The organism is Pseudotabrizicola algicola, assembly GCF_010915705.1.
GTDB lineage: Bacteria > Pseudomonadota > Alphaproteobacteria > Rhodobacterales > Rhodobacteraceae > Pseudotabrizicola > Pseudotabrizicola algicola.
In genome coordinates this window covers 1-2089 of the sequence record NZ_JAAIKE010000028.1, presented here as the reverse complement: position 1 = coordinate 2089, position 2089 = coordinate 1, and the positions used below count along the sequence as shown (strand labels likewise).

General features: G+C 65.7%; 2 protein-coding genes. Both read left to right on the top strand.

The window, feature by feature from the left end:
- On the top strand, positions 1–733 hold a 733-nt coding region (locus tag G3572_RS21810), incomplete at its 5' end, for a sugar transferase (protein WP_354004086.1).
- Between the two features lie 165 nt (positions 734–898).
- Positions 899–2089: UDP-glucose dehydrogenase family protein (locus G3572_RS21805; protein WP_164615814.1), on the top strand; the 1191-nt coding region annotated here is incomplete at its 3' end.

Below are 2089 nucleotides of genomic sequence, written 5' to 3'. Positions count from 1 at the left end.
TTTGAGCATTTGTTTGGACATTGACATGAAGAATTCGCAAACGGCTGCGACTGAAGCATTTCTGGATGGTGACGGTCTTTATCGGGGAGGGGCTGGTGCGTCTGGGGGTCGGGGGTCCGGGCGGGTTTATGCGGGGGGCGGCAAGCGGGTTCTGGACATATTCATCGTCCTTTTCACCCTGCCGTTCACGGTGCCTGTCATCCTGATCTGCGCGGCGCTTGTTGCGCTGGACGGGCGCTGGCCGTTTTTCGGGCACAAGCGCGTGGGGATGAACGGGCGGGAGTTCCGCTGCTGGAAGGTGCGCTCGATGGCGGCGGGGGCGCAAGAGCGGCTGCAGGCCTATCTCGATGCCAACCCCGAGGCGCGGGCCGAATGGGAGAAGACCCGCAAGCTCAAGCATGATCCGCGCATCACGCGGATCGGGCATTTCCTGCGCAAGTCCAGCCTGGACGAGCTGCCGCAGGTCTTCAACGTGCTGAAGGGCGAGATGAGCATCGTCGGCCCGCGTCCGGTGGTCAAGGACGAGCTGGCGCTCTACGGGCGCGACGCCCATGCCTATCTGGCGATGCGGCCCGGCATCACCGGCCTGTGGCAGGTCAGCGGGCGCAACGAGGTGGATTACGAAGCGCGGGTGGCCTTCGACAAGACCTATCGCGACAGCTGCTCGCTGGCGCGCGATGTCTCGATCATCCTCAGGACGTTCAGGGTCGTCGTCGTGCGCAACGGGCACTAGGCCGGCACGGACGCGCGGTGCAGGCGGCGCCATCACGGCCCCTTGCGACCGGCCCCTTGCGCGCACCGCGCCGCAGCAGAGCATGAACAGCGCAGGCGCCCCGTCCCTGCGCGCAGAACATCAAGACATGCCCGCAAGACGGCATGAGAAGACAAGGAATGAACCATGAAGATCGCGATGATCGGGACAGGCTATGTGGGCCTTGTATCCGGGGTCTGCTTTTCCGATTTCGGGCATGATGTGATCTGTGTCGACAGGCTTCCCGAAAAGATCGCCTTGCTGGAGCGCGGCGAGGTGCCGATCTACGAGCCGGGCCTGAACGCGGTGATGGAGCGCAACGTCGCCGCCGGAAGGCTGCGCTTCACCACCGATCTGGCCTCGGCGGTCGACGGCGCCGATGCCGTCTTCATCGCGGTCGGAACCCCGACGCGCCGGGGCGATGGCCATGCCGACCTGACCTATGTTCTGGCCGCCGCCGAGGATGTGGCCCGCGCGATGACCGGCCCCACGGTGGTGGTGACCAAATCGACGGTGCCGGTCGGCACCAACCGCCGCGTGGCCGCCGCGATCCGGGCGGCGAACCCGCAGGCGGTGTTCGATGTGGCCTCCAACCCCGAATTCCTGCGCGAAGGCGCGGCGATCGAGGACTTCATGAAGCCCGACCGGGTGGTCGTGGGCGTGGAATCGGCGCGGGCGAGGGAGGTGATGGGGGCGATCTACCGCCCGCTGTTCCTGCGCGATTTCCCGATCGTCTACACCGATCTGGAATCGGCCGAGATGATCAAATACGCCGCCAATGCCTTTCTGGCGACGAAGATCAGCTTCATCAATGAAATCGCCGCCCTGTGCGAACGGGTGGGGGCCGATGTGAAGGCGGTGTCCAGGGGCATCGGGCTGGACGGGCGGATCGGCAACAAGTTCCTGCATGCCGGGCCGGGCTATGGCGGGTCCTGCTTTCCCAAGGATACCTCGGCGCTGGCGCGCATCGGGCAGGAACACGGGGTTCCGCAGCGGATCACCGAGACGGTGATGGCGGTCAATGACCAGATCAAGCGCCGGATGATCGACAAGATCATCGACCTGTGCGGCGGATCGGTCAACGGGAAGACCATCGCCGTTCTGGGCGTGACGTTCAAACCGGAAACCGATGACATGCGCGATGCGCCCTCGCTCACCATCGTGCCCGCGCTGGTCGGAGGCGGCGCGCGCCTGCGCGTGGTCGACCCGCATGGCCGCAAGGAAGGCGAGGCGCTGCTGCCGGGGGTGGAATGGCACGAAGACGCCTACACCGCCGCCGCAGAGGCCGAGTGCATCGTGATCCTGACCGAATGGAACCAGTTCCGCGCCCTCGACCTC